Origin of the sequence: Sphingomonas sp. CFBP 13714 (assembly GCF_014842205.1) — a bacterium.
Lineage (GTDB): Bacteria > Pseudomonadota > Alphaproteobacteria > Sphingomonadales > Sphingomonadaceae > Sphingomonas > Sphingomonas aerolata.
The window spans coordinates 397,468-424,011 of the sequence record NZ_JACYVG010000002.1; the positions used below are offsets into that span (position 1 = coordinate 397,468).

At 67.3% G+C, this 26,544-nt stretch carries 25 protein-coding genes and 1 tRNA gene; 15 read left to right on the forward strand and 11 right to left on the reverse strand.

Going from position 1 to position 26,544, the window contains the following annotated elements; genetic code table 11:
- Nucleotides 1-5: 5 nt before the first annotated feature.
- Complete coding sequence (locus IFT54_RS06275; RefSeq protein WP_192069986.1) at nucleotides 6-1,016, reverse strand: SPOR domain-containing protein; 1,011 nt, start codon at nucleotides 1,014-1,016, stop codon at nucleotides 6-8.
- Nucleotides 1,017-1,212: 196 nt separating this feature from the next.
- Here IFT54_RS06275 and IFT54_RS06280 point away from each other — a divergent pair, with 196 nt between their 5' ends.
- From IFT54_RS06280 to IFT54_RS06290, 3 genes are read left to right on the forward strand one after another with little or no spacing between them, the layout of a single operon-like run.
- The gene (locus IFT54_RS06280; RefSeq protein ID WP_031441008.1) at nucleotides 1,213-1,926 is read left to right on the forward strand and encodes a ParA family protein; all 714 of its coding nucleotides are present in this window, start codon (nucleotides 1,213-1,215) and stop codon (nucleotides 1,924-1,926) included.
- Nucleotides 1,923-2,351 carry a hypothetical protein gene (locus IFT54_RS06285; RefSeq protein ID WP_446740661.1) on the forward strand — a complete coding sequence of 143 codons (429 nt, stop codon included), beginning with the start codon at nucleotides 1,923-1,925 and terminating at the stop codon, nucleotides 2,349-2,351. Before IFT54_RS06280 ends, IFT54_RS06285 begins: the two co-directional genes overlap by 4 nt.
- 19 nt (nucleotides 2,352-2,370) lie before the next feature.
- The gene (locus IFT54_RS06290) at nucleotides 2,371-3,666 is read left to right on the forward strand and encodes an SPOR domain-containing protein (protein ID WP_192069987.1); all 1,296 of its coding nucleotides are present in this window, start codon (nucleotides 2,371-2,373) and stop codon (nucleotides 3,664-3,666) included.
- Between the two features lie 31 nt (nucleotides 3,667-3,697).
- Here IFT54_RS06290 and IFT54_RS06295 read toward each other — a convergent pair whose 3' ends face one another.
- From IFT54_RS06295 to IFT54_RS06315, 5 genes are all read right to left on the reverse strand, one after another.
- Nucleotides 3,698-4,915 carry a dihydroorotase gene (locus IFT54_RS06295; RefSeq protein WP_192069988.1) on the reverse strand — a complete coding sequence of 406 codons (1,218 nt, stop codon included), beginning with the start codon at nucleotides 4,913-4,915 and terminating at the stop codon, nucleotides 3,698-3,700.
- Nucleotides 4,912-5,898, reverse strand: coding sequence for an aspartate carbamoyltransferase catalytic subunit (locus IFT54_RS06300; RefSeq protein ID WP_056680280.1), 987 nt, complete (start codon nucleotides 5,896-5,898; stop codon nucleotides 4,912-4,914). The genes IFT54_RS06295 and IFT54_RS06300 overlap by 4 nt, the downstream gene beginning before the upstream one ends.
- Before the next feature lie 82 nt (nucleotides 5,899-5,980).
- Nucleotides 5,981-7,534 (reverse strand): hypothetical protein, encoded by a 1,554-nt coding sequence (locus IFT54_RS06305; RefSeq protein ID WP_159511171.1) that lies wholly within the window; start codon nucleotides 7,532-7,534, stop codon nucleotides 5,981-5,983.
- 43 nt (nucleotides 7,535-7,577) lie between these two features.
- A complete protein-coding gene (ruvX, locus tag IFT54_RS06310) occupies nucleotides 7,578-8,045 on the reverse strand; it encodes a Holliday junction resolvase RuvX (protein WP_192069989.1) in 468 nt (155 codons plus the stop codon).
- Nucleotides 8,042-9,151 carry a DUF3089 domain-containing protein gene (locus IFT54_RS06315; RefSeq protein ID WP_192069990.1) on the reverse strand — a complete coding sequence of 370 codons (1,110 nt, stop codon included), beginning with the start codon at nucleotides 9,149-9,151 and terminating at the stop codon, nucleotides 8,042-8,044. The genes ruvX and IFT54_RS06315 overlap by 4 nt, the downstream gene beginning before the upstream one ends.
- 127 nt (nucleotides 9,152-9,278) lie before the next feature.
- Here IFT54_RS06315 and gatC point away from each other — a divergent pair, with 127 nt between their 5' ends.
- Genes gatC through gatB form a run of 4 tightly spaced genes read left to right on the forward strand, consistent with a single transcriptional unit; the run spans nucleotide 9,279 to nucleotide 12,953 of the window.
- Nucleotides 9,279-9,581: an Asp-tRNA(Asn)/Glu-tRNA(Gln) amidotransferase subunit GatC gene (gatC, locus tag IFT54_RS06320; protein ID WP_031396405.1), complete on the forward strand. Its 303-nt coding sequence runs from the start codon at nucleotides 9,279-9,281 to the stop codon at nucleotides 9,579-9,581.
- On the forward strand, nucleotides 9,581-11,065 hold the full coding sequence (gene gatA / locus IFT54_RS06325; RefSeq protein WP_192069991.1) for an Asp-tRNA(Asn)/Glu-tRNA(Gln) amidotransferase subunit GatA: 1,485 nt from the start codon (nucleotides 9,581-9,583) through the stop codon (nucleotides 11,063-11,065). The genes gatC and gatA overlap by 1 nt, the downstream gene beginning before the upstream one ends.
- Complete coding sequence (locus IFT54_RS06330; RefSeq protein WP_031438974.1) at nucleotides 11,056-11,475, forward strand: hypothetical protein; 420 nt, start codon at nucleotides 11,056-11,058, stop codon at nucleotides 11,473-11,475. The genes gatA and IFT54_RS06330 overlap by 10 nt, the downstream gene beginning before the upstream one ends.
- Nucleotides 11,472-12,953, forward strand: coding sequence for an Asp-tRNA(Asn)/Glu-tRNA(Gln) amidotransferase subunit GatB (gene gatB / locus IFT54_RS06335; RefSeq protein ID WP_192069992.1), 1,482 nt, complete (start codon nucleotides 11,472-11,474; stop codon nucleotides 12,951-12,953). Before IFT54_RS06330 ends, gatB begins: the two co-directional genes overlap by 4 nt.
- Nucleotides 12,954-13,195: 242 nt before the next feature.
- On the opposite strand, the gene IFT54_RS06340 is transcribed toward gatB, so the two are convergent.
- The 3 genes from IFT54_RS06340 to IFT54_RS06350 are packed head-to-tail and all read right to left on the reverse strand — an operon-like array spanning nucleotide 13,196 to nucleotide 14,301.
- Nucleotides 13,196-13,864, reverse strand: coding sequence for a retropepsin-like aspartic protease family protein (locus tag IFT54_RS06340; protein WP_236701852.1), 669 nt, complete (start codon nucleotides 13,862-13,864; stop codon nucleotides 13,196-13,198).
- A gap of 60 nt (nucleotides 13,865-13,924) precedes the next feature.
- Complete coding sequence (locus tag IFT54_RS06345; protein ID WP_031438971.1) at nucleotides 13,925-14,143, reverse strand: hypothetical protein; 219 nt, start codon at nucleotides 14,141-14,143, stop codon at nucleotides 13,925-13,927.
- A gap of 2 nt (nucleotides 14,144-14,145) precedes the next feature.
- Nucleotides 14,146-14,301: a hypothetical protein gene (locus tag IFT54_RS06350; RefSeq protein ID WP_192069993.1), complete on the reverse strand. Its 156-nt coding sequence runs from the start codon at nucleotides 14,299-14,301 to the stop codon at nucleotides 14,146-14,148.
- Nucleotides 14,302-14,424: 123 nt separating this feature from the next.
- Between IFT54_RS06350 and IFT54_RS06355 the strand changes: the two genes are divergently transcribed.
- The 7 genes from IFT54_RS06355 to IFT54_RS06385 all read left to right on the forward strand — a co-directional run bounded on the left by IFT54_RS06355 (nucleotide 14,425) and on the right by IFT54_RS06385 (nucleotide 21,715).
- A tRNA-Leu gene (locus IFT54_RS06355) sits at nucleotides 14,425-14,509 on the forward strand.
- A 69-nt stretch (nucleotides 14,510-14,578) separates the two neighbouring features.
- On the forward strand, nucleotides 14,579-16,222 hold the full coding sequence (gene tig / locus IFT54_RS06360; RefSeq protein ID WP_192069994.1) for a trigger factor: 1,644 nt from the start codon (nucleotides 14,579-14,581) through the stop codon (nucleotides 16,220-16,222).
- A 234-nt stretch (nucleotides 16,223-16,456) separates the two neighbouring features.
- On the forward strand, nucleotides 16,457-17,383 hold the full coding sequence (locus IFT54_RS06365) for a glycosyltransferase family 2 protein (RefSeq protein WP_192069995.1): 927 nt from the start codon (nucleotides 16,457-16,459) through the stop codon (nucleotides 17,381-17,383).
- A gap of 115 nt (nucleotides 17,384-17,498) precedes the next feature.
- Nucleotides 17,499-18,188 (forward strand): ATP-dependent Clp protease proteolytic subunit, encoded by a 690-nt coding sequence (locus tag IFT54_RS06370; RefSeq protein ID WP_031396413.1) that lies wholly within the window; start codon nucleotides 17,499-17,501, stop codon nucleotides 18,186-18,188.
- A gap of 108 nt (nucleotides 18,189-18,296) precedes the next feature.
- Nucleotides 18,297-19,562: an ATP-dependent Clp protease ATP-binding subunit ClpX gene (gene clpX, locus IFT54_RS06375; protein ID WP_031396414.1), complete on the forward strand. Its 1,266-nt coding sequence runs from the start codon at nucleotides 18,297-18,299 to the stop codon at nucleotides 19,560-19,562.
- A gap of 206 nt (nucleotides 19,563-19,768) precedes the next feature.
- On the forward strand, nucleotides 19,769-20,899 hold the full coding sequence (locus tag IFT54_RS06380; RefSeq protein ID WP_197975092.1) for a calcium:proton antiporter: 1,131 nt from the start codon (nucleotides 19,769-19,771) through the stop codon (nucleotides 20,897-20,899).
- 180 nt (nucleotides 20,900-21,079) lie between these two features.
- The gene (locus IFT54_RS06385) at nucleotides 21,080-21,715 is read left to right on the forward strand and encodes a DUF4198 domain-containing protein (RefSeq protein WP_342354773.1); all 636 of its coding nucleotides are present in this window, start codon (nucleotides 21,080-21,082) and stop codon (nucleotides 21,713-21,715) included.
- 30 nt (nucleotides 21,716-21,745) lie between these two features.
- Here IFT54_RS06385 and IFT54_RS06390 read toward each other — a convergent pair whose 3' ends face one another.
- Nucleotides 21,746-22,006: a hypothetical protein gene (locus IFT54_RS06390; protein WP_192069996.1), complete on the reverse strand. Its 261-nt coding sequence runs from the start codon at nucleotides 22,004-22,006 to the stop codon at nucleotides 21,746-21,748.
- Nucleotides 22,007-22,056: 50 nt separating this feature from the next.
- Nucleotides 22,057-23,793, reverse strand: a complete 1,737-nt coding sequence (locus IFT54_RS06395) for a M1 family metallopeptidase (RefSeq protein ID WP_192069997.1) — start codon at nucleotides 23,791-23,793, stop codon at nucleotides 22,057-22,059.
- Nucleotides 23,794-23,991: 198 nt separating this feature from the next.
- On the opposite strand from IFT54_RS06395, the gene lon reads away from it, so the two are divergent.
- Nucleotides 23,992-26,385, forward strand: a complete 2,394-nt coding sequence (lon, locus tag IFT54_RS06400) for an endopeptidase La (protein ID WP_192069998.1) — start codon at nucleotides 23,992-23,994, stop codon at nucleotides 26,383-26,385.
- Nucleotides 26,386-26,544 lie beyond the last annotated feature (159 nt).

The window sequence follows — 26,544 nt, forward strand, 5'->3', positions numbered from 1 at the left end:
ATGCGTCAGGGGGCGACGATGACGCAGGGCTGGCCCGACGCAGCACAGGCGCGCGTCGCGTCCGCCCGGCTGGCGAACCCGCCCGCCTGCAGCCGCGTCACCGGTCCCGCCGCGACATAGCTGGGCTGCGCTCCTCCCAGCCTGCCCTTGACCTTGGCCCACAGCGTCTCGGCATTGCCGCGATCGCGGAACGCGCCAAGCTGGATCCGCCATTTTCCCGACCCGGCCACCGGCTTCGGCACGGGTTTCGGCGCCGGCCTGGCCGCGGCGTGTGGGGCAGGGGCGGGAGCACGCTCCGGCACAGCGCGCTGTGGCACCGGCGCGGGGGACACGGTTGAGGCGGGAACCGTGGTGCGCGCGACCGGCGTCACCGGCCGGGGAGCGGGCCTAGCAGGGCCGGTAGCCGAGATCGGCGGCGACGACGCGGGCGACAGGCCCGACCGCGCGATCTTTTCCTGCGCGGCATAGCGTTCGGCGAGCGCCGTGCCGCGCTGGCGGTCTTCGGGGGAGATATACTGGTCCATCTGCGCCAGCGTCTGCGAGGCCGACTGCAATCCAGACGTGCTCGCGCGCGACATCAGCGCATAGGCGCGCGGATAGTCGCGGGGGACCGCGTCGCCGTTGAACAACATCGTCCCGAGCACGAGCTGCGTCCGCGGTTCGCCGCGCGCCACCGACTTTTCGAGCCAGGGCAGCGCGTCCGCCTTCTTGTTGGCCTGGAACAGCGCGAGGCCGTAATTGTCCTGCGCCTGGACATGACCCTGCAGCGCCGCCTTGCGGAACCAGCTTTCGGCGAGCGCGGGGTCGAGCGTGACGCCGCGGCCGAGCTTATAGGCCTGGGCGAGATTGAACTGCGCATCGGCGTCGCCCGCGATCGCGAGCGGACGCCACTGGTCGATCGCGATCGCATAGTCGCCGCGGCTCCAAGCATCGACGCCGGCCTTCACGTCCGCCGCGGCCGGCACCGCGCCCAGCGCCGCTACCGTCGCCGCCGCGCCCAGAATCAGGTTGCGCATCGAGTACCTCGTTAAAGCCAAATGATGATCGTCATGTCGCGATAGCCCGGCGAAGGCAAAGATCGGGTTAAGCCGTGCGTCGGTCGGGTGCGGGGGTGCGGCATGTCGTCGTAACGGCTTGGGAACCACGCGTTAACCGCTTCTTATCCGCTGGCATGGCATCGCGGGCCTTGGTTGACGAGACGTAAGGGGGCTTATGCGCGTTCTGGCGATGGCATCGCAGAAAGGCGGGTCGGGAAAGACGACTCTGTCCGGGCATCTCGCGGTCCAGGCGGAGCGCGCCGGGCAGGGGCCGGTCGTGCTGATCGATATCGATCCGCAAGCGTCGCTGACCGACTGGTGGAACGAGCGCGAGGCGGAGGCGCCGGCGCTCGCGCAGACCACGGTCGCGCGGCTCGCCGCCGATCTCGAAATTCTTCGCCAGCAGGGGTTCAAGCTCGCGGTGATCGACACGCCGCCGTCGATCACGGTCGCGATCCAGACGGTGATCCAGATCGCCGAGCTGATCGTCGTCCCGACCCGGCCGAGCCCGCATGACCTGCGCGCGGTCGGCGCAACCGTCGATCTGTGCGATCGCGCGGGCAAGCCGCTGATCTTCGTCGTCAATGCAGCGACCCCCAAGGCGCGGATCACGGCCGAGGCGATCGTCGCGCTCTCTCAGCACGGCACCGTCGCGCCGATGACGATCCACCAGCGCACCGATTTCGCCGCTTCGATGATCGACGGCCGCACGGTCATGGAGGTCGATCCCAAGGGCAAGTCCGCGGCGGAGATCGAAGCGCTCTGGACCTATGTCACTGACCGCCTCGAAAAGAATTTCCGGCGCACGGTGTTCAGCGTGCCGAACGCAGGCGCGGGGTTCGGGCAGCGCGGGCCCGCGCCAGGCTTCGGCCGGCGGGTGGTCGGATGAGCGCGATGCCCGCCCGCCCGCCCGTTCAGCCGCATCCCGAATCGGCCGACGTGCCGAAGCCGCTGGGCTCGCTGTCGGCGTCGCTTCTGGCGCGCAAAGGCGACGCCCGCCCGGCAATGCGACCGCTCGCGCTCGGTACGGCCGCTGTCGTACCGGTCGAGGAAGATGCCGCTCCTGTGACGTCGGTGACGGTTGCGACCGCACGCCGGATCGCACGCGAGAGCGCAACCAGAACGCGCAACGGCAAGGCCGCCTTCACGCTCCGCCTCGACAGCGACCGTCATGTCCGGCTGCGGCTGGCGAGTGCGATGACGCGGCATTCGTCGCAACACCTGGTGACGCTCGCGCTCGATGCCTTTCTCCAAAATCTGCCCGAGGTCGACGCGCTCGTTGCGCAGCTTCCCGTGACCAGGGCCCCGAAATGAACCGGTGGGATCATAGCCGATGACGACACGAATCCTTCTTTCGATGGGGCTGTCGGCCCTTGTACTGGGCGGCACGATGGTCGGGTGCAGCGCGGGCGAGACCGGCCGCGGCCTCGCCTCGGCGAGCGATCGCAACGCCGATCTCGAAGCCAAGGCGGGCGCGGTGAACGCGCACCGTGCAGAGGTCGCGCTGGCCCGGCACGATGGCGGCGCCGCGGTCTATTTCGCCGAGGCGGCGGTGGCGATGATGCCGCAATCGGCGGCGTATCGGCTGCTGCTTGCACAGGGCTATCTCCAGGCGGGGCGGTTCACCTCGGCGCGGCAGGGGTTTGCCGATGTGCTGGCGCTGTCGCCGGCGGACGGGAAGGCGGCGCTCAACCTGGCGCTGACGCAGATCGCCGGTGGCGACACGCAGGGCGCGCGGGAGACGCTCGAACGCAACGCATCGATCATACCGCCGAGCGATCGTGGCCTCGCGCTGGCGCTGGCGGGCGATGCCGGCGGCGCGATCGGGCTGCTGACCGAGGTCGCACGCTCGTCCGAAAGCAATGCGAAGGCCCGGCAGAACCTGGCGCTCGCGCTGGCGCTGGCGGGCCAGTGGCAGGCCGCGCGGGTCGTTGCCGCCGCCGATCTCGCGCCGACCGAGGTCGATGCAAGGCTCGAACAATGGGCCCGTTTCGCTCAGCCGACGACGTCATATGATCAGGTCGCCGGCCTGCTCGGCGTGCGCGCGGTCGCCGATGCCGGCCAGCCCGCCGCACTCGCGCTCAACCGCGCACCGCTCATGCCGACGGTCTCGCCGATCGAGGCGCTGGCCGCGGTCGAACGCAGCGCGCGGCCCGTCGCTCTGGCCGAAGCGGGATCGACTCCAGCCCCGTCGCGGATCACCTTCGCCGCGCCGCGCGAGGTCGTTCAGGCACTGCCCGGCGGCACGCCGACGATGCTCGCCAGCCGCAGCGAGGGCGCCGTGCTCGCCGCGCGTGCGCAACGCGGCGTGCGCGCGATCTCGGCAGGGACGGGCGACTGGTATGTCCAGATCGGCGCCTATGACAATGCCGGCGTCGCGAGGGCCGCCTGGAGCCAGGCCACGCGTCGCTTCGACGGCTTCTCCGGCCGCCAGCCCAACGGCATGGCGTTCAGGACGAACGGCGAGGCCTATTACCGCCTATCGGTCGGCGGGTTCGGCCGCGACGAGGCCAATCAGGTGTGCCGGCGCTACCGCGCGACCGGCGGCGCGTGCTTCGTCCGGCAGGGGGCCGGCGACCAGATGGCGCAGTGGCTGCGCGGCGGCGGCGTCGAGGTCGCGACCCGCTGAATGACAGGCGAGATCCGACGCGCAATGCCCGTCAGATCTCGCGGCCGCCTTTCCAGACGCGGAGCACCTTGCCCTGCACCGGCAGGCCGTCGAACGGCGTGTTGTTCGCGCTGGCGGCGAACGTGTCGCCGGTGATCTGCCACGGCGCCTGACCATCGAACAGCAGCAGATCGGCGGGCTTGCCGACCTCGAGCGTCCCGGTGTCGAGCCCGAGCACCGCGGCCGGGTTGCGGCTCAGCAGTGTAAACAACCGCGACAGCGTCACCCGTTCGTCGCGCACCAGCATCAGCGCGAGCGGCAGCAGCGTCTCGGCTCCCGCCATCCCGGCGCTCGAATCGGCGAAGGGCAGGCGCTTTTCCTCGGGTCCGCGCGGATCATGCGCCGAGCAGATCACGTCGATCGTGCCGTCGGCGACCGCCGCCAGCGCCGCCTGGCGATCCGATTCGCTCCTGAGCGGCGGCGAGAGATGCGCGAAGCTGCGGAAGTCGCTGACCGCGATGTCGGACAGATGAAGATGCGCGGGCGTGATGCCGCAGGTCACCGCCACGCCGCGGCGCTTGGCTGCACGGATCAGGTCGAAGCCGGCCGCCGTCGTCACCTGGCGGATGTGAAGCCGCGCACCGGTGTCCTCGGCCAGCATCAGGTCGCGCGCGATCGCGAGCGCCTCGGCGATCGCGGGGGCGGCGGGCAGGCCGAGCCGGGTCGCGGTCTCGCCGGCGGTCGCGACGGCGCCCGCGGTCAGTCCGCCGTCCTCGGCATGCGTGACGACCGCGATGTCGAGGTCGCGCGCATAGGCGAGCACGCGGTGCATGACGCCGCTGTCGGCGATCCAGCCCTTGCCGGTGCCGACCGCGCGCGCGCCCGCCGACAGGCAGACCGCCATCTCGGCAAGGTCATGCCCGGCCAGCGCCTGCGTCGCCGCGGCGATCGGGTGGATCCACAGGTCGGGCTTGCCAATCAGCGCGGCGCGCTGGACGATGCCGGGATCGTCGAGCACGGGCGACTGGTCGGGCATCAGCCCGACGCGGACGATCCCGCCCGCGCGGAACGCGGCGCGGTCGATCCGCGCCACGCCGAGATCGACGATGCCGGGGGCGAGCGTCTTGCCCGCGCAGTCGATCGTCTGCGCATCCGCGGGGATCTCGACCAGCCCGGTCGCGACGACGACGCCGTCGCGGATCAGGAGATTGCCCTTGGTGATGCCGCCGACCGGGCAGACGAGCGTCGCATTGGTGAGCGCGAGGATCATGCCCAGCCCTCCACGCCGCGCGCCCGGCGGGTCAGCACGTCGAGGCAGGCCATCCGCACCGCGACGCCCATCTCGACCTGCTCGGTGATCGCAGACCGGGCATGATCCGCGACCGCCGAATCGATCTCGACGCCGCGGTTCATCGGCCCGGGGTGCATCACCAGCGCATCGGGCGCCGCGCGCGCGAGCCGTTCGAGCGTCAGCCCGTAGCGCATCCGGTATTCGCGCGTGGAGGGCACGTACGCGCCGTCCATCCGCTCGTTCTGCAGGCGCAGCATCATGACCACGTCGGCGCCCTCCAGCGCGGCATCGAAATCGGTGAACGGGGTAACCCCCATCTTGTGGATTGCCGCGGGCATCAGCGTCGACGGTGCGCAGACGCGGACTTCGGCGGCGAGCGCGGTGAGTGCGAGGATGTTCGAGCGTGCGACGCGGCTGTGCAGCACGTCGCCGCAGATCACGACGCGCTGCCCCGCGATCGACCCGCGGCGGCGGCGGATCGTCAGCGCGTCGAGCAGCGCCTGGGTCGGATGTTCGTGGCGGCCGTCGCCTGCGTTCAGGACGGGGCAGTCGACCTTGTCGGCGATCAGCCGCACCGCCCCGCTCGCCATGTGGCGGATGACGATGACGTCGGCGCGCATCGCGTTCAAGGTCATCGCGGTGTCGATCAGCGTCTCGCCCTTCTTCACGCTCGACTGCGCGGCGTGCATGTTGACGACGTCGGCGCCGAGCCGCTTGCCCGCGATCTCGAACGACAACAAGGTTCGCGTGCTGTTCTCGAAGAACGCGTTGATCTGCGTGAGCCCGGCGAGCCGCTTGTCGGGCGTCGCATGGGTGCGGTTCGCCTCGACCCAGGTTTCGGCCTCGTCGAGCAGGAACGCGATCTCGTGCGGCTGGAGCCCGTCGATCCCGGTCAGGTGCCGGTGCGGGAAGACGGCGCCGCCCTCGATGAGGGTGGCGGGGCGGTGATCTGAACGTTGCATCAAGCGCGCTGGGTAGTGGGCTGCGGCGGCGGGGGCAAGGTTTGGCTTTGCGGTCAGCGTGGCGGATGCCCTCGATCCGACGCTATTCGGATGCGCGGTGGACAATCCGGTACAAGGCGCCGCGATCGGTCGACCATACCAGGCGCAGCCGGGCGTCGGTCGGCCATTTCACGCGGGGCGTATCGATCAGCCAGACGAAGTCGAATGCGGCGTACGGAATCGTGGCCAGCGCGCGTTGCAGATCATAGCCTTCGTCATAACGGCAGCCGGGGGCAAAGAGCGCCTGGCTGCCGGCATAAACAAAGCCGCCGGCCTCTGGCCGATGGACGCGCAACTGCGAGGACGGGATGTCCCAGAGCCCGTTGACGAAAGCATCGCGGCGGACGATCGCCATCATCCCCAGATGATCCATGCGGCGACTGGTCCATTGCGTCTCGCACGGCAGATCAGCCAGCGCGACGACCCGGCTGCCGCGCGGGATATGGTCGATCGCGGCAAGCTGGTCCTGGAGGCGATCCTCGAGGCGCGCCCAGCTGACGGTCTGAGCCGCCAGCCGGCTGCCCAGGAAGGCGAGCGCAGCAATCGCGATCATGGTCAGGTGCCGGTGGCTCGTCGTGGTCGGCGACAGCGACAGGATCGCGAGAGCCAGCGCACAGGGCAGCAGCCGCATGTCGGTGAACGACGATCCCATGACCATTCCCGGCATCAGCAGGAACACGCAGAACAGCAGCCCCGAGGCGCAGGCCAGCCGCGCTTCCATCCGAAACCCGGCGCCCCGCAACCCGCAGAGCACGAGGCCATAGAGTAGCATCACGCTGGCGATGTCGAAGCCGAGATGCTGGTCGCGCAATATGGCAGCGACAAAGAACAGCTTGAGCAACCAGGAAAACCACTGGGCGACACCTGCCGATGCCGTGCCGGACTGCGCCAGCATGATGACGATCGGGACGGCGAGCGGCAGGCACGCCAGCCCGGCGCTCCAGATCGCGCGCGGCCAGCCTCGACCGGCGCGACGCGCGGTCACCAACTCGATCGCGAACACCGCGACGCAGAACGCACCCCAGCCGGCGACATGCGTCACCCACAGGAGCAGCCCAAGCGGCAGGAATACCGCCGTGCGCAGGCGATCGCGGCGGCCGCGACCCAGCCGCATCCACAGCGCGATCAGCGGAAAGGCGAAGGCGATCGAGAGCGTGTAGTTGAGAAAGCCATATTGGAACGGCATGCCAAAGGTCAGCGGAAGCGCGAAGAACGCGCTGGGCGGAATCCGCCCATGCGCTTCCTTCGCGACGGCGAGCATACCCGCCGCGGTCAGCACCGCCGCCGCGATCAAGGCGATCTTCGTCGTCTCGACCACGTCAAGCAAGGGTTCGGCCGCAGCGACGAGCAGGTCCATGCCGAGATTGCCCGACAGGCGCCACTGAACTGCGAACCATTGATGAAAATAGGGCGAGCTATCGATCCGGGCGTCGATGGCGAAGCGCGCCAGATGCCCGTAAATGTCGATCAATGGCGCAACCGCGGGCCGGAGCAGCGGCACCGCGAGCGTCAGGCTGATCAGAACGGCGAACCACGGCGTCGACCACCATGATCCGGGAGGCGGGGCGTCCTGTCGCGTGATCGTCGACCTTGGCATCGGCCCGCTTTTCCACGGAACCTCCAAAGACACGGTTAACGCGCTAGATCTGCGCGGTCACCAGCGCGTCGATCGCGCCCTGAAGGATGTACGCCGCCGCCATCTTGTCCACCAGTTCGGCGCGCTTGGCGCGGCTGGCGTCCTGTTCGATCAGCGTGCGCGTGACCGCGACGGTCGACCAGCGTTCGTCCTGGAGCAGGATCGGCAACCCCATGTCCTTCAGATTCTGCGCGAACGCCCGCGTCGATTGCGAGCGCGGGCTTTCGCTGCCGTCGAGGTTGATCGGCAGGCCGATGACGAGCCCGACGACCTTCTGCGCGGTGATGATCTCGGCGAGCGCGGCCTTGTCCTTCTGGAACTTGGTGCGGCGGATCAGCGAAGCGGGGCTCGCGAAGCTCCAGCCGGCATCACAGAGCGCGGTGCCGATCGTCTTGGTGCCGACGTCGAGGCCGATCAGCCGTCCGCCATTCGGGAGCGCATCACGGAACTGCGCGGGGGAGAGCGTGATCATCGCGTGAACGCCGCAAGACGGCGGTTGGCGTCGGCGCGCACATTCGCCCAGAACAGCGGATAGTCGTAGACGTGGTAGTTATTGCCGGGGAGCACGTAAGGCCCGAGATCGGGGCCCTCGCCGATCAGCAGGATACCCCGGTCGCCGCAGCGCGCGGGCACGTTGCCGACCGACAGCGTCGCGCTCGACAGGTCGGCGGAGGGGACGAGCGTACCGAGATTGGCGGTCGCGGGCGCGCTGGCATCGGCGGTGCCGGTCAGCGGGTTGGTGCAGATCATCGGCGTGCCCTTGCGCGGTTGCCCGTCGAACCCGGTGGTCCGGTCATAGGTCTCGACGACGAGCGACGGATCGGCGGGCTCGGAAAAGCTTTCCCATGACAGGATGCAGCCGGTCTGGTCGGCGCTGCGGCATTCGGCCAGGCCCATCCGCGGCAGGTCGGTGACGCGCGAGACCGGCCAGCCGACGACATAGGCGGCGACGATCCGCGCCTTCAGCTTCGGGTCGGTCGCGATCCGGTCACGCAGCAGCCGGGTGAGGTGGAGCGCGCCCTGGCTGTGTCCGGCGAGGATGATCGGGCGGGTCGGGCCGGCTTCCTTGAGGAACCGGTCGAACGCGGCGGTGACGTCGCCGTATGCGAGCGCGAGCGCGCGTTCGCTGTCGGCCTCGCTGGTCAGGAACGCGCCGAACGTCGCCTGGCGATAGCGCGGCGCCCAGATGTCGCCCGCGCCGTTGAACGCGCTCGCCTGGCCGCGCAGGAACAGTTCGGCACGGGCATTGGTCTCGGGATCGTCGATCGGCGCGTTCCAGTGGTCGCGGCTGATGTACGAGGTCGGGTGGATGAAGAAGATCGCCGCGCCCGTTCCCGGGGTCCCGGGCGCATAGCCTTCGGGTGTCCAGAGCGCGGGATTGCCGGGGCGATCGGGGCGCGCGAGCCACAGGATCTTGCGCGCATAGATGTTCGCGGGCGCCTTGCGCTGCGCCTGGAACGTCTCGCTCGGGACCATCGCGATCCGCATCAGCTCGGTCCCGAACAGGCGATAGGCGAGCAACGCGGCGATCGCGAGGACGATCATCGCGGTGACGAAATAGAGAAACTTGCGGGCCAAGCGGGACCTTCCGTGCAGGCGGTGGCGTCCCCGTGCCGCATGCGCGGCGCGGTTGCAACGGGTGCGTTTCCGCGGGGGAACACGAAGGGTGTTGCGCGCTCGCGCCGCGCGGTGCTAGCCGAGCGCCATGTCCGTAGATACTGCAACCGTGAAGCGGATCGCGAGCCTTGCGCGCATCGCGATCACCGACGAGGACGCCGCCCGCATGGCGCCGGAACTCGGAAACATCCTTGGCTGGATCGAGATGCTGGGCGAGGTCGATACGACCGGCGTCGAGCCGATGACCGCCGTCATCCCCAACACGCTGCGGCTGCGCGACGACGTCGTCAACGCCGACCCGCTGACCGGCGGCAATATCCGCGAGCAGGTCCTGGCAAACGCCCCCGTGGCAGAGCACGGCTTCTTCGCCGTGCCGAAGGTGATCGAATAATGACCAACCTTACCGATCTCGGCATTGCCGGCATCCGCGACGGCGTGCGCGACGGCAGCTTCACGGCGCGCGACGTCGCCGACGCGTTCATCGTCAAGGTGAGCCAGGCCAAGGCGCTCAACGCATTCCTGGTCGAGACGCCCGACCATGCGATCGCCGCCGCCACCGCCGCCGATACCGCGCGCGCCGCGGGCGATACGCTCAAGCCGCTGGCCGGCGTGCCGATCGGCATGAAGGATCTGTTCTGCACCAAGGGCGTCACGACGACCGCGGCGAGCCATATCCTCGAAGGCTTCACGCCGACCTATGAGTCGACCGTCTCGCAGAATCTGTGGGATGCGGGCGCGGGGATGCTCGGCAAGCTGAACATGGACCAGTTCGCGATGGGCTCGTCGAACGAGACCTCCGCGTTCGGCAATGTGATCTCACCGTGGAAGCGCAACGACGGCGGCAACGCAGCGCTCGCACCCGGCGGGTCGTCGGGTGGCTCCTCGTCGGCGGTCGCCGCGCGGCTGTGCCCCGGCGCGACCGGCACCGACACCGGCGGCTCGATCCGCCAGCCCGCCGCCTTCACCGGCATAAGCGGCATCAAGCCGACCTATGGCCGTTGCTCGCGCTGGGGGACGATCGCGTTCGCCTCGTCGCTTGACCAGGCGGGGCCGATGGCGCGCGACGTCCGCGACTGCGCGATCCTGCTCGAGGCGATGGCCGGGTTCGATTCGAAGGACGGCACCTCGCTCCAGCTCGACGTGCCGAAATGGGAAGCCGGCCTGTCGGCCAGCCTCGCCGGCCTGCGCGTCGGGATCCCCAAGGAATACCGCGTCGAGAACATGCCCGAGGAGATCGAGGCGCTCTGGCAGAAGGGCATCGACTGGCTGAAGGACGCTGGCGCGACGATCGTCGAGGTCTCGCTCCCGCACACCAAATACGCGCTGCCCGCCTATTACATCATCGCGCCGGCCGAAGCGTCGTCGAACCTCGCGCGCTATGACGGCGTGCGCTACGGCATCCGCGACCTGCCGGCCGGATCGGGCCTGCAGGACATGTACGCGGCGACCCGCGCCGACGGCTTCGGCCCCGAGGTGAAGCGCCGCATTATGATCGGCACCTATGTGCTGTCGGCAGGCTATTACGACGCCTATTACACGCAGGCGCAGAAGATCCGGACGCTGATCGCGCGCGATTTTGAAGAGGCGTGGGAGACGTGCGACGTCCTGCTCACCCCGACCGCACCATCGGCGGCGTTCGCGCTCGGCGAAAAGTCGTCCGATCCGATCGCGATGTATCTGAACGATGTCTTCACCGTGCCGTCATCGCTCGCGGGTCTGCCCGCGATGTCGGTGCCGGGCGGTCTCGACAAGCAGGGTCTGCCGCTGGGCTTGCAGATCATCGGCAAGCCGCTCGACGAGCAGGGCGTGCTGAACGCAGGCCTCGCGATCGAACAGCGGGCGGGGTTCACCGCCCGGCCCGAGGCGTGGTGGTAACCGATCGCGCCTTCGTCACGCGCAACGTCGCCGTGCTGCGCGAGGCGCAGAACGCGCTCAACGTCGCGTTCGGGGCGATCCTCAGCGCCTATGTCGGCGTGTCGTTGACCGAGATCGACAACCGGCCGTTCGATCACGCCGTGCTCGCGCGCTTCTTTCTCGGGCTCGCGGTGTTCATCCTGTGCCTGTGCGTCGGCAACAGCGTGATTTTGCGCGGCGATTACCGGCTGGGCGCGGTGTTCCTGGTGCTGGCCGGCGGTGCCGCCGCGGCCGCGCATCACGAGGCGCTGGTGCTCGGTTTCGAGGGCGCGATCCTGCGTATTCTTTCGGCGTGCTGGGTGGTCGGCCTGCTCGGCAGCAACGCGGCACTGACCGCGATCAACTATATTCATCATCGGAACCGGATATGAGCGACTATCGCATTCAGGGCGACACGGGCGAGTGGGAGGTCGTGATCGGCCTCGAAGTCCATGCGCAGGTGACGTCGAACGCCAAGCTGTTCTCGGGCGCGGCGACCGCGTTTGGGGCCGAGCCCAACACACAGGTCAGCCTCGTCGACGCGGCGATGCCCGGCATGCTGCCGGTGCCGAACCGCGAGTGCATCCGCCAGGCGGTGCGTACCGGCATGGCGATCGAAGCGCAGATCAACAAATGGTCGCGGTTCGACCGGAAGAATTATTTCTACGCCGATCTGCCGCAGGGCTATCAGATCAGCCAGCTTTATCATCCGATCGTCGGCGAGGGCGCGATCGACATCAGCCTCGACGAGAAGAACCCCGATGCCGCCGGCAAGCGGATCGGCGTCGAGCGCATCCATGTCGAGCAGGATGCGGGCAAGCTGATGCACGACCAGCATCCGACCCAGTCCTATGTCGATCTCAACCGCTCGGGCGTCGCGCTGATGGAGATCGTGTCGAAGCCCGATCTCGCCTCGCCCGCGGAAACGGGGGCGTACCTGCGCAAGTTGCGGTCGATCCTGCGCTATGTCGGATCGTGCGACGGCAACATGGAAGAGGGCTCGATGCGCGCCGACGTCAATGTCAGCGTTCGCAAGCCCGGCGACGAACTCGGCACGCGGACCGAGACGAAGAACGTCAATTCGGTGCGCTTCGTGATGGCGGTGGTCGAGCAGGAGGCCAGGCGCCAGGTGGAGGTGCTCGAGGCCGGTGGCAAGATCGTGCAGGAGACGCGGCTCTACGATCCCGATCGCAACGAGACGCGGTCGATGCGGTCGAAGGAAGACGCGCATGATTACCGCTACTTCCCCGATCCCGACCTGTTGCCGCTCGTGCTCGACGACGCCTTCCTCGAGGAATGCCGCGCGTCGCTGCCCGAACTGCCCGATGCGAAGCGCGCGCGGTATGAGGCACTCGGCATCACCGCCTATCAGGCGACCGTGCTGACCGCCGAGGTCGAGGCGGCGCGCTGGTTCGATGCGTTGCTCGATGCGGGCGTGAAGCCGGCGGCGGCGGCGAACTGGACGACGTCGGAGCTGTTCGGTGCGCTCAACCGGACGGGCAGGGACATCGCCAACTCGCCGGTGTCGCCGGCGCAGGCAGCCGAACTGCTCGGGCTGATCGCCGACGGCACGCTGTCGGGAAGCCTCGCCAAGCAGGTGTTCGAGGTGATGCTCGAGACAGGCGACGGCGCGGCCAAGGTCGTCGAGGATCGCGGGCTGAAGCAGACCAGCGACACCGGCGCGATCGAGACGGTCATCGCTGAGGTGATGGCCGCGAATGCCGACAAGGTCGCGGATTACCGCGGCGGGAAGGACAAGCTGTTCGGGTTCTTCGTCGGCCAGACGATGAAGGCGATGGGCGGCAAGGCGAACCCGGCGGTGGTGAACGAAGTGCTGAAGACCACGCTGGGGGAGTCGGTGGCGCCGTAACGTCTCCGTTCTCCCGCGAAAGCGGGAGTCCAGGGTAACCGCGCGCAACGCTGCTGGATTCCTGGGCCCCCGCCTTCGCGGGGGAACGAGGAAGTATAGTTCGCCTGCATCACTCCGCACCACCCCGGCGAAGGCCGGGGCCCAGGTGGGAGACATCGCTGATCGGGCGCTGCGTCCCGTTACCCCGGCCTCCCAACTGGACCCCGGCCTTCGCCGGGGTGGAGGCTCTCAGGTCGGAAGCGTTACGCCGCCACCTTCTGCGGATGGTGCGGCACCAGGATCAGTACATTCTCCTCGACCCGCCACGATGCGAGTCGCGACAGGAAGTTCATCCCCAGCACGTTGGTATCGCCGAACGCGGGCGACACCACGACCTGAAGGTCGCGCGCGACGATCGCGCCGAGTTTCAGTTCGCCGATCCGGCCCGACTGCGCGGGAATCGCACCATTGGCGGTTTGGAGGACGATCGGCACCACGCTCGTCCGCGCATCGATCCCAGCGGCGTCGGCCGTCTTCGTCGAAATCGCGGTGATCGTCGCACCGCTGTCGATCAGCAACCGGCGCTCGACCCCGTCGATCCGCGCCCGCGCCCAGAAATGGCCGTCGGGCGACATGCGGATCCGCACCTCGCCACCGACAACCGTCTGGTCCTCGATCCGCAGCAGCTTGGCGATCTTGCCGAGATAGGGATCGAACTGGCTGCGCTGGCCGATCGCGACGAAGAGCAGACCGACCAACGCGAGCGTCATCACGAGATTGACGAGCGTCCGTAGGATCGGGATCCGCTGCGCAAGGACGAAGACCAGCACCGCGACCCCGAGTGCCACGTACAGCGTCTGATGCTGGGCCAGGTCGGGGAGCAGCCCGAAAAGCGGGGTGCTGGCGGGCGTGGAAATGGGCGGTTCCTGCAAGAAGGGGGTGGACAGCCTGTGCTATCCACCCCCGCATTTATGGTTGCTGACCGGCGCGGCTTATTGCGCGTCCGAATCCTGGTTCTTGATCACGCCGCCGGTGCCGCCGACGCCGTCGGGCATGCCCGTCTTGGTGAACGTCTCGGGCTCGTCGCCGCCTTCGCCGCGTTCGACCGCGTCGGAGCGCGACTGCACCGCCTGCTCGATGTCGCTGCGCGTGTCCGCGTCACGGTCCTCGGGGCGGGTTTCGGGATTGGTGCCCGCATGGGGATCGGCCATGATCAGAACTCTGACTGGATGGGGGCGGGATCGGTCGAAGGCGCGCCCGGATCGGGAACGTCGATGTCCGGCGCGGGTGGATTGAACTCGGGCGGCGGCGTCGTCGGCTCGGCAGGCGACGAGGGCGTCGGGAATTCTGCTGGGGGTTGGGTAGCCATGATGCTCTCTCCTTCTTCTGCATCAACGCGCACGATCGTATCGAGTTGCCCACCGACTTACCTTGCGTGCTTGCCCCGGGATACAACGTTGGTATAGACGCGCCCGCTACGGCGATGTCCTGTGCGGGCGTGGCGGAACTGGTAGACGCAGCAGGTTTAGGTCCTGCCATCGCAAGATGTGGGGGTTCGAGTCCCTTCGCCCGCACCACTCCGCCGCACTGGCGGGGCGACCGCCAGATGAATTTTTCCCGAATGCTCTTTTAGACAAAGGCCGGACATGCAGACTGTCGAGACGTTGAACGAGGGCCTCAAGCGCGCCTACACCCTCACCATCACTGCGAAGGATATCGATTCGAAGGTCGATGTCGAGCTGAAGCGCCTCGCGCCGCAGATGAAGATGCCGGGCTTCCGTCCGGGCAAGGTGCCGGCAAACCTCATCCGCAAGATGCACGGCCCCGCGCTGACGCAGGACGCGCTGAACGCCGCGATCCAGGAAGGCGTGCAGAGCCTCGTCGCCGAAAAGCAGCTGCGTCCCGCGATGCAGCCGTCGGTCGAGCTGGAAGACGGCTATGACCTCGGCAAGGACGCGGTCGTCAAGGTCGAGATGGAGGTCCTGCCGCAGGTCCCCGCACCCGCGATCGACGGCCTGAAGCTCGAGCGCCTGACCGTGCCCGTCGCCGACGAGGCGGTCACCGAGCAGCTCCAGAAGTTCGCCGACCAGCAGAAGAAGTGGGACGACGCCGCTGACGATTACGTTGCCGCAATGGGCGATCTCGTCACCGTCGATTTCGTCGGCAAGACCGCCGATGGCGTCGCGTTCGATGGCGGCACGGGCACCGACATGGGCGTTGAGCTCGGTGCAGGACGTCTGATTCCCGGTTTCGAGGATCAACTCGTCGGCGTGAAGACCGGCGAGGAGAAGGTCCTGAACGTGACCTTCCCCGAGGAGTATCAGGAGAAGTCTCTCGCGGGCCAGCCGGCCACGTTCAACATCACCGTCAAGTCGGTGAAGACCGCGGGCGAGAGCAAGATCGACGAGGATCTTGCCAAGTCGCTGGGTCTCGAGAGCCTCGAGCAGCTTTCGGGCCTGCTCAAGGGTCAGATCGAGCAGGAGCATAACGGGCTCACGCGCACGCACATGAAGCGCAAGCTGCTCGACCAGCTCGCCGAGGGTCATGACTTCGAGGTTCCGCCGTCGATGGTGGAAGCCGAGTTCAACCAGATCTGGTCGCAGCTCCAGCACGAAGCCACGCACGAAGCCGATCCCGAGGCCGCGATGGCCGAGATGGAAGGCGAGCGCGACGATTACCGCAAGATCGCCGAGCGTCGCGTGCGCCTCGGCCTGCTCCTGTCCGAGATCGGCCAGGCGAACGGCGTCGAGGTGTCCAACCAGGAAATGCAGCGTCTGCTCGCCCAGGCGGCCCAGCAGTATCCCGCCGAGCAGCGCCAGCAGTTCATGCAGTATGTCCAGTCTGAGCCGATGGCCGCTGCCCAGCTGCGCGCCCCGCTGTACGAGGACAAGGTCGTCGACTTCCTGTTCGAGAAGGCCGAGATCACCGACCGCGAAGCCACCCGCGAGGAGCTGGAAGCTGCGATCGAGAGCGAGGACGGTTTCGCCAGCGGCACGCACGTGCATGACCATGACAACCACAAGCCGAAGAAAAAGGCTGCCGCCAAGAAGAAGGCAGCACCTGCCGACGACGCAGCGGTGACCGACGAGGCGCCCGCTTCGGACGCCGCGGACGAGGCCAAGCCTGCCAAGAAGGCTCCCGCCAAGAAGAAGGCGGCTCCGGTCGAGGCCGAGACGGCGGTAACGGAATCGTCGCCGGTCGCGGCTGAAAATGCCGAGGGCACCGAAGCTGCCGACGCGCCGGCCAAGAAGCCGCGCGCCAAGAAGGCGGCGACCAAGACCGAGGCGTAAGCCGATCGGAGTGCCTCGTCGCTGAGGCACTCCCCCCGTTTTCGGGCCACTTCCCCGGCGGAGGCCGGGGTCCAGTTGGAAAGGTTGCTGTGACGGCGCGCAAAGCTTCGTTATGGACCTTCCCCAACTGGGCCCCGGCCTCCGCCGGGGAAGTGCGTTTTGGGATGGTTCGGTGACTGAAGCTTCGCCCGCTGCTCGATCTTCGATACCCTGTCCAACTGTACAGGGCAGGGCATGACCGAACCGAGAATCGCCGTCCTGCTGCCCTGCTACAATGAAGAGGCTGCGATCGCGCAGACGGTAGCGGGGTTCCGCGACGCGCTGCCCCGCGCGACGATCTACGTCTACGACAACAACAGCGCCGACGGCACGGTCGCGGTCGCCCGTGCAGCCGGTGCCGTCGTCCGGACCGAACGGATCCAGGGCAAGGGCGCGGTCGTCCGGCGGATGTTCGCGGATATCGATGCCGATATCTACGTGATGGCGGATGGCGACGCGACCTATGACGCGGCGTCCGCGCCGGCTTTGGTCGCGCGCGTGCTCGACGAGCAGCTCGACATGGTCGTCGGCTCGCGGATCAGCCAGGTCCAGGAAAGCTATCGTCGCGGGCACCGGTTCGGCAACGCGCTGCTCACGGGCATGCTTGCGCGGCTCTTCGGGCGCAGCTTCACCGACATCCTGTCGGGCTACCGCGTCTTCTCGCGGCGGTTCGTGAAGAGCTTTCCGTCACTGTCGGCGGGGTTCGAGATCGAGACCGAGATCAGCGTTCATGCGCTCGAGCTCAAGATGCCGATCGGCGAGGTCGAGACGCCCTATTTCGCGCGACCCGAGGGCTCCGAATCGAAGCTGAGCACCTATGCCGACGGCTGGCGGATCCTGCGGACGATCATGACGCTGTACCGGATCGAGCGGCCCTTGTGGTTCTTCGGCGCGATCGGCGGGGCGTTCGCGCTGCTCGCGCTGCTGCTCGGCATCCCGCTGGTGCTGACCTATCTCGAAATCCACCAGGTGCCGCGCTTCCCGACCGCGATCCTGATCACCGGGCTCGGCATTTTCGCCGCTTTGAACGTCTTTACCGGGCTGATCCTCGACACCGTCGTTCGCGGTCGTCGCGAAGTCCGGCGGCTGGCCTACCTGGCCTACCCAGCGCCTGGCGTCTGACTCCCGCTCTCGGAAGGGGCGGGGGGTAGGTGGGTCTCCTGACGGGTAGCAGGGCTTGAACTCCCCCGTGCGAGCGCCGATGTTGGCGGTTCACTGGGGCATAAGAGAGATTTCCATGCACAATCCGTTCGAGACCGGCGATTTCGCGAGCCCGTTGGCCAGCGCCGGGCTCGGCCTGCAGCAGACGCAAGCAGGCCTTGTTCCCATCGTTATCGAGCAGTCGAACCGCGGTGAGCGCTCGTTCGACATCTTTTCGCGCCTGCTCCGCGAGCGCATCATCTTCGTGACGGGTGGCGTCGAGGACGGCATGGCCTCGCTGATCACCGCCCAGCTGCTCTTCCTCGAGTCCGAGAACCCGAAGAAGGACATCTTCATGTACATCAACTCGCCGGGCGGTGTCGTCACGGCGGGCATGGCGATCCATGACACGATGCGGTATATCCGTCCTCGCGTCGGCACGGTGTGCATCGGCCAGGCCGCCTCGATGGGCAGCTTCCTGCTCGCGAGCGGTGAACCCGGCATGCGCGTCGCGATGACCAACGCACGGATCATGATCCATCAGCCATCGGGCGGTGCACAGGGCATGGCGAGCGACATCGAGATCCAGGCGCGCGAGATCCTGCGCATCCGCAAGCGGATGAACGAGCTCTATTCGCAGTATACCGGTCAGCCGATCGAGGAGATCGAGCGTCGCATGGACCGCGACACCTTCCTCGAAGCGAACGAGGCGAAGGATTTTGGTCTGGTCGACGAGGTTTTCGACAAGCGTCCCGCCCCCGCGGACGACGCGGCGAAGCCTGCATAAGGCGAATCGTAAGCCTGGCGGGTTTATTTGATTGTAGGATATCCGGGGTGCGTTACGATGACCGCCCCGGAAACGGCACGCGCACCGACATGCGCGAGAGGTGATTGAATGACGAAGCTGAGCGGTGGCGACTCGAAGAGCACCCTCTATTGCTCGTTCTGCGGCAAGTCGCAGCACGAGGTGCGCAAGCTGATCGCCGGGCCGACGGTCTTCATCTGCGACGAGTGCGTCGAGCTATGCAACGACATCATCCGTGAGGAAACGAAGTCGGCGCTGGTGTCCAAGAAGGACGGCGGCGTGCCGACTCCGCAGGAGATTTGCGACGTCCTCGACGATTATGTGATCGGTCAGAAGCGCGCCAAGCGCGTCCTGTCGGTGGCGGTGCACAATCACTACAAGCGGCTCAACCACGGCGCCAAGGGTGCCGATGTCGAGCTGTCCAAGTCGAACATCCTGCTCGTCGGGCCGACCGGGTGCGGCAAGACGCTGCTCGCACAGACGCTCGCCCGCATCCTCGACGTGCCGTTCACGATGGCCGATGCGACGACGCTGACCGAGGCCGGCTATGTCGGTGAGGACGTCGAGAACATCATCCTCAAGCTGCTTCAGGCTTCCGACTATAATGTCGAGCGGGCGCAGCGCGGGATCGTTTATATCGACGAGATCGACAAGATCAGCCGCAAGGCCGAGAACCCCTCGATCACACGCGACGTGTCGGGCGAGGGCGTGCAGCAGGCACTGCTCAAGCTGATGGAAGGCACGACCGCGAGCGTTCCGCCCCAGGGTGGCCGCAAGCATCCGCAGCAGGAATTCCTGCAGGTGGACACGACCAACATCCTGTTCATCTGCGGCGGCGCGTTCTCGGGTCTCGAAAAGATCATCGGCGATCGTCTGCAGGGCAAGTCGATCGGCTTCGGCGCCTATGTCGCCGGGCCGGACGAGCGCAAGACCGGCGAGACGCTGAAGTCGGTCGAGCCTGAGGATCTGTTGAAGTTCGGGCTCATCCCCGAGTTCGTCGGTCGTCTGCCGGTGATCGCGACGCTTGAGGATCTCGATGTCGACGCGCTGGTGAAGATCCTGAAGGAGCCGAAGAACGCGCTGGTCAAGCAGTACCAGAAGCTGTTCGAGATGGAGGACGTCGCGCTCGGTTTCACCGACGACGCGCTGGTCTCGGTCGCCAAGAAGGGCATCGAACGCAAGACGGGTGCACGCGGGCTTCGCTCGATCCTCGAGAGCATCCTGCTCGACACGATGTTCGATCTGCCCGGCATGGACGGTGTCGACGAGGTGATGATCGACAAGGACGTGATCGAGGGCCGCAAGGAACCGATCCGCGTCTATGCCGAGAAGAAGAAGGCCGGCGACGCGGCCTGATCCGCGGCGATACCGGTGAGGAAGGGGCGTCGAGCGATCGGCGCCCTTTTTTTTGTTCCGGGAAGGCGCTTCATTGTCCGTCATCCTGACAAACGTGAGGATGACGGGGCGTGCGTTCGCGGCCGCGTGGGCGGTGGATCGTCAGCGGGACGGACCCTTATCGGGGCGTCGGGCATTCGTTGTCTTAGTGCAACGAGGGAGACCGCATGACGATCGAAGTGGCTGAACAACCGAAGGTAACGGTGGTGGAGACGATGCCGGACCGGCTGGCATTGCCCGTCTGGACGCTGATCGCACCCGGCCTGGGGCTCGTCGCTGTGCTCTTCGGCCTCGCCAAGATGGGGTCGATCGGGACGGCGGCGGCGATCGTGGTGCTGATCGCCAGCGTCCTTGCCGCGGTCCATCACGCCGAGGTCATCGCGCACAAGGTCGGCGAGCCGTTCGGGACGCTCGTGCTCGCGATCGCGGTGACGGTGATCGAGGTGTCGCTGATCGTGTCGCTGATGCTGTCGGATGCCGGCGACGCCGCGGCGCTCGCGCGCGACACCGTGTTCGCCGCGATCATGATCATCCTCAACTTCATCATCGGGCTCTGCCTGCTCGCGGGCGCGGTGCGGCATCACGAACAGCGTTTCACGTTGAAGGGGATGAGCGCTGCGCTGGGCGTGCTGGCGGCGATGTCGGTGCTGTCGCTCATCCTGCCCAACTATACCTCGTCGACCACGGGGCCGACCTATGCGCCGTCGCAGCTGGTGTTCGTCGCCATCGTCTCGCTGGTGCTCTACGGTACGTTCGTGCTGGTCCAGACGGTCCGTCACCGCGACTATTTCCTGCCCTCCGCCGAGGACCTCGAGACGCACGCACACGCCGCCCCGCCATCGCAGCGCGCGACGGGGATCGCGTTCGGCATGCTGCTCGCCGCACTGGTGTCGGTCGTCCTGCTCGCCAAGACGCTGTCACCGACGATCGAGGCCGCCGTGCTCGGCGCGGGCCTGCCGCTCGCAGTCGTCGGGGTGGTGATCGCCGCGCTGGTGCTCGCGCCCGAAAGCCTCGCCGCGTACAAGGCGGCGCGGCGCAACCGGTTGCAGACCAGCCTCAATCTTGCATTGGGCTCCGCGCTGGCGACGATCGGGCTGACGATTCCGAGCGTTGCGATCGTCTCACTCGTGCTCGACCTGCCGCTTGCACTGGGGATCGACGCCAAGGGGATGACGCTCCTCGCGCTGTCGCTGTTCGTGGCGACGCTGTCGCTCGGCACCGGACGCACGACCGTGCTGCAGGGCGTCCTCCACCTCGTGATCTTCGCCGCCTATCTGTTCACGACGGTCGTGCCGTAGGGGGCGTATCCGTCACCCACTCCGTCATCCTGGGCTTGACCCACGATCCAGGGTCGCCAGGCGCAGCGATTGTTACCCTGGAATATGACTTTCCTAGCATGACGGCTGGGGTGGTATTCGCGAGTGACTTGCATTAGCATCGCCTCAGCGGGTTTAGACCCAATACGCGGGAGAGCGGATGTGAAGACGGCATGGATGGGCGCGGCGATGCTCGCGCTGATGGCAGCAGGCGCGGCGGATGCGCATGAAATCTGGGTCGAGCGCGACGGGGCAGGACCCGCGCGCATCTATCTCGGCGAGCCCGCCGAACCGATGCCCGCGGGCGGCGATCCCGAATTCGCGAATCTGAAGGCCCCGCGAATCGTCGCGCCCGCCGCGACTGCGCTGGTTCGCAAGGCCGGGTTCCTCGAAGCGCAACTGCCTGCGGGTGACGTGCATGTCTGGGACGACGACGTGTTCGCGCCCTGGGGTGATCCGGGTAAGCGTGAGGGCATCATCTATTATGCGCGCGCCGGTCGTGCCGATCCGCGCACCAAATTGCCGTTCGAGATCGCACCCGCGACCGCGAACGGGACGCGCTTCGTCCTGACGCGCGAGGGGAAGCCGGTCGCGGGCGCGAAGGTCACGCTGATCTCGCCGACGCGCGTCTCGACCGAACTGGTCACCGATGCCGCGGGTGCGATCACGCCGCCGCTCGTCGAGAAGGGCCGCTACCTCCTGTCCGCCGCCGCCAAGGATATGACCGAGCACAGCCTGCCGCGCGGGCCCGTGACGACGCTCCACCGGATCACGACGACCAGCTTCACGCTCCCCTGAGACCGCGCGCCGGCTTCGCCGCCGGTCGCGTCAGCGCGCGCGTTGCCGGGCGGCGAGCGCGAGGCCCGCCGCGATCTGGACGACGGCATAGAGGCGGCGGCGGCGCGGGCGGTCGACGAACGGCTGGACCAGCGCCTCGGTGCCGAGCGCGTCCTCCTTCCACAGATCGACGTAGCGGCCAGGCTGGAGCAGCCCGAGCAGCCCGTCGCCGACCATGAAGATCGCCGCCATCTCCGCGGCGCGGGCGGGCCACAGGTTCTCCTGCGCACGGACGAGCCCCGGGTCGGGCATGCCGACGCTCGTGGCTCCTGGGCCCCCGCCTTCAAGGGGGAACAAATCGGTCATTGCGGTTTCGCCTTCGCTGCCTGCGCGGATTTCCACGCGGCCACCTCCTCGAGCGCGATGCTCCGGCGCAGGACCAGCGCATCGGGGTCGATCACGACATGCGCGCCCTTCGGCACGGCGAGCGTCGCGGTGCCCGTGGTCATCGGCATCGTCCGCGTCTTGCCGTCGACCTGCACCTCGACCGGTAGCGGGAAGCGGCCATTGCCCGGCACCTTCCACGCCAGCGTCAGCGTGGTGCCGGTACGTGTCTCGATCAGCTCGGGCAGCGCCGCCTGGCGAAGGTACACGTCGAAGAACCAGCCATAATCCTTGCCGGTGACGCGGCGGACGATCGCCTCGTACTCCTTGGTCGAGCCGAAGCGGGGGGTGAAGTTGCCGGGCTTCGGATCGGGGCGGCCATAGACGGCGCGGCGCGTCACGTCGAAAAAGGCGGTGTCGCCGATCAGGTTGCGCAGCGTGTGCAGCATCCACGACCCCTTGTTGTAGATGTCCTGCCCGGCGCCGCCCTTGTCGAGCTCGTACACCTCCTCCTCGGTGGTGATCCGCTGCTGGGTCATCGGCATGCGGTTCATGATCGCCCCGCGCTCGCCCTGCAGCATCGTCGCATAGCGCGCGCGCCCCTCGCGCCACTGGCCATAGAGCGGCTGCATATAGGTGCCATAGCCCTCGTGCAGCCAGTAATCGTCCCAGTTGGCGGCGGTCAGCTGGTTGCCGAACCATTCATGCGCGAACTCGTGCTGGAACAGCCAGTCGAACCCCTCGGGCGCCTTGGCATAGTCGTTGCCGTACGCGTTGATCGTCTGGTGCTCCATGCCCTTGTGCGGGGTCTCGACGACGCCCAGCTTCTCGTCGCCGAACGGGTAGGGGCCGATCATGCTCTCGAAAAAGTCGAGCGTCGGGGCGAATTCGGCGAACAGCTTTTCCGCCTGCGGCTTCTCGCCGGGCAGATACCAGTAGAACATCGGAATGCTGTTGCCGAAGCGGCTCTTATAGGTTCCGCGGACCTCCTCATACGGCCCGACGTTGAGCGCGATGCCATAGGTGTTGGGGTGCTTGGCGCGCCAGTTCCAGGTGGTGCGACCGTCGGCGAACGTGTCGACGCCGACCAGCACGCCGTTCGACGGCGCCTTCAGCCCCTTGGGCACGGTGATGTGAAGATCGACCAGCGCAGGCTCGCCGGTCGGAAAATCGAGGCACGGCCAGAACAGGTCGCAGCCATAGCCCTCCGCCGTGGTCGCGAACCAGGTGCGCCCGTCGGGGGTCTTCGACCAGACCATGCCGTCGTCCCACGGCGCCTTTACCGCGACATGCGGCGTGCCCCCATAGGTGATCGTCGCGGTCACCTTCCCGCCCGCCGGCACCGGCCGGGGCAGCGTGATGGTCAGCCGCCCCTCCGGATTGGTCCAGGCGGAGGCGGGTAGTGCGACGCCGTCAATCGCGATGGCGCTCACCGGCAGGTTGCGGTCGAGATCAATCGGCAGCCGCGCCACGGCCGCGCGCGCGGTAAATTGGAGCGTTGCCACGCCGTTCAGCCGCTGCGCATCGGGCAGCACCTCAAAGGCGAGGTCGGCATGGTCGAACTGCAGCGCGGTCTGTTCGGGGGTGAGCACACCCCCCGAACGCTGCGTCTGCGCGGTGATAGCGGGTTCCCCCTTGCGCGGCAGCTGCGCGGAGGCCGGGGGAATGGCGAGCAGCGCGGTGCAGCTGGCGGCGAGGAGGAGGCGCGGGATCATGCGGCGCGTTGTTGCGCGGCGGTCGGATCGATACAAGAGCGATAGGCGCACCCGTGATAGGACGGCACGGTGTGACGGAGTCCCGGACCGCGTGTGGGGGCGCTTCGGCGATTACGTAGCCCGGCGATTGATGGATCCGCCATCCTCACCATATAATGAGCTGACGCCGACCTTGTTCGGTCCGGTACCGGAGCTTGCATGACCCACTATCCCGTTCTTCCGCTACGCGACATCGTCGTGTTTCCGCACATGATTGTTCCGCTGTTCGTCGGCCGCGAGAAATCGGTCGCGGCGCTCGAGGCGGCGATGGCGGCAGAGAAGGAGATCTTCCTGGTCGCGCAGCTCGACCCGGCGGAGGACGATCCCGCGCGCGACGATCTCTACACGATGGGCGTGACCGCGACCGTGCTCCAGCTGCTCAAGCTGCCGGACGGCACGGTACGCGTGCTGGTCGAGGGCAAGGTCCGCGCGACGCTCGAGACGCTCGACGAAAGCGGCGATTTCCTCACCGCCGAAGTCGCGACGGTCGCCGATACCGAGGTCGAGGGTCCCGAGATCGCCGCGCTGATGCGCTCGGTCGTCGACCAGTTCGAGAATTACGCCAAGCTCAACCGCAAGCTGCCCGCCGAGACCGCGACCCAGTTGTCCGAGATCACCGAGGCCGCCCGGCTGTCCGATGCAGTCGTTGCCAACATCCAGATCAAGGTCGCCGACAAGCAGGCGATGCTGATGCAGACCGACCCCGCCAAGCGCCTCGAAATGGCGTTTGCGGCGATGGAGGGCGAGCTCGGCGTCCTGCAGGTCGAGAAGAAGATCAAGAGCCGCGTCAAGCGCCAGATGGAGAAGACGCAGCGCGAATATTATCTCAACGAGCAGCTGAAGGCGATCCAGCGCGAGCTCGGCAACGAGGGCGACGAGGGTGAAGGCGACGAGATCGCCGAGCTGACGCAGAAGATCGCGACGCTCAAGATGAGCAAGGAAGCGCGCTCCAAGGCGACCGCCGAGCTCAAGAAGCTGAAGACGATGGCGCCGATGAGCGCCGAGGCGACGGTCGTGCGCAACTATCTCGACGTGCTGCTGGGGCTTCCCTGGGGCAAGAAGTCGAAGATCAAGAAGGATATCTCGGCGGCCCAGGCGGTGCTCGACGAGGATCATTATGCGCTCGAGAAGGTCAAGGACCGGATCATCGAATATCTCGCGGTCCAGGCGCGCACCAACAAGCTGAAGGGGCCGATCCTGTGCCTCGTCGGCCCGCCGGGCGTCGGCAAGACCTCGCTCGGCAAGTCGATCGCCAAGGCGACCGGCCGCGAGTTCATCCGCCAGTCGCTGGGCGGTGTGCGCGACGAAGCGGAGATTCGCGGGCATCGTCGCACCTATATCGGCTCGCTGCCGGGCAAGATCGTCACCAACCTTAAAAAGGCCGGGGCGTCGAACCCGCTGTTCCTGCTCGACGAGATCGACAAGCTCGGCCAGGATTTCCGTGGTGATCCGGCGTCGGCGCTGCTTGAGGTGCTCGACCCTGAACAGAACGGCAAGTTCCAGGATCATTATCTCGAGATCGACCTCGATCTGTCGGACGTGATGTTCGTGACCACCGCGAACACGCTCAACCTGCCCCAGGCGCTGCTCGACCGGATGGAGATCATCCGCCTTGAGGGCTATACCGAGGACGAGAAGGTCGAGATCGCGGAGCGGCACCTGATCGCGAAGCAGATCGAAGCGCACGGCCTCAAGGACGGCGAGTTCGTCCTGACACAGGAGGGGCTGCGCACGCTGATCCAGCAGTACACCCGCGAGGCGGGCGTGCGTACGCTCGAGCGCGAGATCGCCAAGCTGGCGCGTAAGGCGCTGCGCCGGATCCTCGAGGGCAAGGCGACGAGCGTGACGATCACGCCCGACAACATCGCCGAGTTCGCGGGCGTGCAGAAATATCGCCACGGCCTGTCCGAGACGGAGAACCAGATCGGCGCGGTCACCGGACTCGCCTGGACCGAGGTCGGCGGCGAGTTGCTGACGATCGAAAGCGTCACCGTGTCGGGCAAGGGCGCGGCGAAGCTGACGGGCACGCTCGGCGACGTGATGAAGGAGTCGATCGAGACCGCGTTCAGCTACGTCAAGGCACGCGCGCCGAGCTATGGCATCAAGCCGTCGCTGTTCAACCGCAAGGACATCCACATCCATCTGCCCGAAGGCGCGACCCCCAAGGACGGTCCGTCGGCAGGTGTCGGGATCGTCACGTCGATCGTCTCGACGATGACCGGCGTGCCGGTCCGGCGCGAGGTGGCGATGACTGGCGAGGTGACGCTGCGCGGTCGCGTGCTGCCGATCGGCGGGCTGAAGGAGAAGCTGCTCGCGGCATTGCGCGGCGGGATCACCACCGTGCTTATCCCGCAGGAGAATGAAAAGGACCTCGCGGACATCCCGGCGAACATCAAGGAGGGGCTGAAGATCATCCCCGTCAGCCATGTCGACGAGGTGTTGCGGCTTGCCCTGACCGAGCCGCTCGAGGCGATCGAGTGGACCGACGCGGACGAACTGGCGGCCTTGCCGCCCGCGCCGATCCCGCCGGTCGGGGGTGGTCTTCACCACTGAGCGCATCCGGCGCGGTATTTCGCCGCGTCACGATGGCCGTTACCGAACCGCGCGGTTAGAGCGTCGCGCGGCGGTTTCGTTTGACAGCAGACGATACCGCCGCGTTACTGCCTGGAGATTGGCGCCGCGATTCCATCGCTGCCGATTCGGTATTTGTTT

Bases quoted from the DNA above. Each gene is read 5' to 3' on its own strand.
- IFT54_RS06280 (WP_031441008.1), top strand. From the start codon at position 1,213: ATGCGCGTTCTGGCGATGGCATCGCAGAAAGGCGGGTCGGGAAAGACG.
- IFT54_RS06350 (WP_192069993.1), bottom strand. From the start codon at position 14,301: ATGGCTACCCAACCCCCAGCAGAATTCCCGACGCCCTCGTCGCCTGCC.
- IFT54_RS06380 (WP_197975092.1), top strand. From the start codon at position 19,769: ATGACGATCGAAGTGGCTGAACAACCGAAGGTAACGGTGGTGGAGACG.
- IFT54_RS06285 (WP_446740661.1), top strand. From the start codon at position 1,923: ATGAGCGCGATGCCCGCCCGCCCGCCCGTTCAGCCGCATCCCGAATCG.
- gatA (WP_192069991.1), top strand. From the start codon at position 9,581: ATGACCAACCTTACCGATCTCGGCATTGCCGGCATCCGCGACGGCGTG.
- IFT54_RS06390 (WP_192069996.1), bottom strand. From the start codon at position 22,006: ATGCCCGACCCGGGGCTCGTCCGTGCGCAGGAGAACCTGTGGCCCGCC.
- IFT54_RS06290 (WP_192069987.1), top strand. From the start codon at position 2,371: ATGACGACACGAATCCTTCTTTCGATGGGGCTGTCGGCCCTTGTACTG.
- IFT54_RS06305 (WP_159511171.1), bottom strand. From the start codon at position 7,534: ATGCCAAGGTCGACGATCACGCGACAGGACGCCCCGCCTCCCGGATCA.
- tig (WP_192069994.1), top strand. From the start codon at position 14,579: ATGCAGACTGTCGAGACGTTGAACGAGGGCCTCAAGCGCGCCTACACC.
- IFT54_RS06365 (WP_192069995.1), top strand. From the start codon at position 16,457: ATGACCGAACCGAGAATCGCCGTCCTGCTGCCCTGCTACAATGAAGAG.
- IFT54_RS06295 (WP_192069988.1), bottom strand. From the start codon at position 4,915: ATGATCCTCGCGCTCACCAATGCGACGCTCGTCTGCCCGGTCGGCGGC.
- lon (WP_192069998.1), top strand. From the start codon at position 23,992: ATGACCCACTATCCCGTTCTTCCGCTACGCGACATCGTCGTGTTTCCG.
- IFT54_RS06275 (WP_192069986.1), bottom strand. From the start codon at position 1,016: ATGCGCAACCTGATTCTGGGCGCGGCGGCGACGGTAGCGGCGCTGGGC.
- gatC (WP_031396405.1), top strand. From the start codon at position 9,279: ATGTCCGTAGATACTGCAACCGTGAAGCGGATCGCGAGCCTTGCGCGC.
- IFT54_RS06395 (WP_192069997.1), bottom strand. From the start codon at position 23,793: ATGATCCCGCGCCTCCTCCTCGCCGCCAGCTGCACCGCGCTGCTCGCC.
- IFT54_RS06300 (WP_056680280.1), bottom strand. From the start codon at position 5,898: ATGCAACGTTCAGATCACCGCCCCGCCACCCTCATCGAGGGCGGCGCC.
- IFT54_RS06370 (WP_031396413.1), top strand. From the start codon at position 17,499: ATGCACAATCCGTTCGAGACCGGCGATTTCGCGAGCCCGTTGGCCAGC.
- IFT54_RS06345 (WP_031438971.1), bottom strand. From the start codon at position 14,143: ATGGCCGATCCCCATGCGGGCACCAATCCCGAAACCCGCCCCGAGGAC.
- clpX (WP_031396414.1), top strand. From the start codon at position 18,297: ATGACGAAGCTGAGCGGTGGCGACTCGAAGAGCACCCTCTATTGCTCG.
- ruvX (WP_192069989.1), bottom strand. From the start codon at position 8,045: ATGATCACGCTCTCCCCCGCGCAGTTCCGTGATGCGCTCCCGAATGGC.
- gatB (WP_192069992.1), top strand. From the start codon at position 11,472: ATGAGCGACTATCGCATTCAGGGCGACACGGGCGAGTGGGAGGTCGTG.